The sequence below is a fragment of the Aminobacter sp. P4_D5 genome (assembly GCF_056401815.1).
Map to the genome: position 1 here is coordinate 1 of NZ_JBFUIP010000361.1, position 1,556 is coordinate 1,556.

At 59.2% G+C, this 1,556-nt stretch carries 2 protein-coding genes and 2 pseudogenes; 3 read left to right on the forward strand and 1 reads right to left on the reverse strand.

Annotated elements, in window-relative coordinates; all coding sequences use genetic code 11:
* Nucleotides 1-336 (forward strand): annotated as a pseudogene (locus tag AC1DWF_RS31855) (hypothetical protein); the annotation flags it as partial.
* A 6-nt stretch (nt 337-342) separates the two neighbouring features.
* Here AC1DWF_RS31855 and AC1DWF_RS31860 read toward each other — a convergent pair.
* On the reverse strand, nt 343-483 hold the full coding sequence (locus tag AC1DWF_RS31860; RefSeq protein ID WP_476842548.1) for a hypothetical protein: 141 nt from the start codon (nt 481-483) through the stop codon (nt 343-345).
* Nucleotides 484-674: 191 nt separating this feature from the next.
* Between AC1DWF_RS31860 and AC1DWF_RS31865 the strand changes: the two genes are divergently transcribed.
* Both AC1DWF_RS31865 and AC1DWF_RS31870 read left to right on the forward strand, forming a co-directional pair.
* Nucleotides 675-1,340, forward strand: a complete 666-nt coding sequence (locus AC1DWF_RS31865; protein WP_476789682.1) for a hypothetical protein — start codon at nt 675-677, stop codon at nt 1,338-1,340.
* Nucleotides 1,340-1,556, forward strand: a pseudogene (locus tag AC1DWF_RS31870) (GNAT family N-acetyltransferase); the annotation flags it as partial. The gene AC1DWF_RS31865 and the pseudogene AC1DWF_RS31870, both read left to right, overlap by 1 nt.

The following is a 1,556-nucleotide window of genomic DNA, read 5'->3' on the forward strand; positions in this document are numbered from 1 at the left end:
GGCTCATCGACCCTGCCTACCGGCTCGCTGTTTTCGATCGATGCTAACCGGAAGGCCATTCGGATCACGGCGCTGACAGGCGTTTCGTTGAGCGTTGGCGACATGATCCAGATCGGCACCAAAGACCTTCACCAGGTCATGGAGCCGGTGGAAGGGCCGGTTACCGCCTTGTTTGAAGTGCGGCCACACATCTGGCCAGGCGTAGCAATGGGGGCGCCGGTCTCAATCCACAAGCCGCACTGCCTTATGGCCATCGTGCCGGGCAGCGTGAGCAGCACAGCAGACATGTCGACGGGCCGTGGCGCAATCAGCTTTCAGGCGGTGGAGGCGCGGTGATGGCGGTTAGTGGATCGTTCCGCTCCAGTCCTCAAGGAACGTATTCATCCCGTCCCGCTCGACAGTGCGCTCGAATTCCTGAAAGGCCTCTGCGTCGGTCTCGAAGGGTTCTTCCCAGATGGTAGAGATGTCGTCGTTGTATACCACTTCGAGTATCCAACCCTCCTGACCGACAATTTGAAAAATCTGGACTTCGACGGTGATCCCGTCCTTTGTGAAGTATCCCGAAGTTGGCGAGACAACGATCTCGCGTACTGGTTCAGTCATAAAATGCCTTTGAGTTCTGACGGCTGTTGGGCCGCATCAAAACCACACGGCACATCGGGAGTCCAATCCTCATGCGCAATATCTCAGCCGCCAACCTGGCGGCCCTACAGGCGCGCGCCTTGGTTGCCCGCGACTTCCTATGGATCGTTGCCCGCAACCGCGTGACGGGCGGCCCTGTGACAGATGGCATGTGGTCAGACGTTGGCAATGTGTCGGCGTCGGTCATCCATCCCGACACGGGGCTTGAGGTGACGCGCGACTGGTTCGGGTCCGGCACTCTTGTTGCGGTCAACGACATTCCGCTCGTGTCGAACCTGACCGTCCAGATTGTCAAAATCCAACTTAGCCAGGTCGCCGAACGGGTCGAGCGGCTTGTACGCGAATATGACTGCAAGCAGGCGAGGGTGGAGATTTACCGCGGCCTGTTCGATCCGGACTCGCGCCAGATGGTCGCTCCAGCCGAGTGCCGATTTGTCGGCTTTGTAGACAAGATCGAAATCAACACGCCCGCCGAAAACGAAGAAGGCAGCGTGACGCTGATGTGCGCCAGCCATACCCAGGAGATGACTCGCGCCAACCCGGACACGCGCTCGCACGAAACGCAAAAGCTGCGCAGCGCGTCAGATACCTTCTTCAAGGACAGCGCGACGGTTGACGCATGGGAGATTTTCTGGGGCTCGGTCAAAGGCCAGGTTCCCACCCAGAAGAAGCGCAAAAAGTTCTTGGGCATCTTCTGATGCAGGTTCGCACCGCCAACGAAGGCGACCGGCTTGCTGTCGTTCGGCTGCTCAAGGAAAGCCACGCAGCGGCTGGCTTCACCTTCCCGTTTCAAGCCGCCTACGCTGAGCGGCTGTTCAAGCAACACTTGGCCGACGGTCTCGTGTTGGTCATAGGCGAACCTGCCCAAGGCGTTCTGATGGCGCGTGCTTTCGAACATCCATTCGGTGCCGGTC

Coding starts and splice junctions, on each gene's coding strand:
- AC1DWF_RS31865 (WP_476789682.1), top strand. CDS start 675: ATGCGCAATATCTCAGCCGCCAACCTGGCGGCCCTACAGGCGCGCGCC.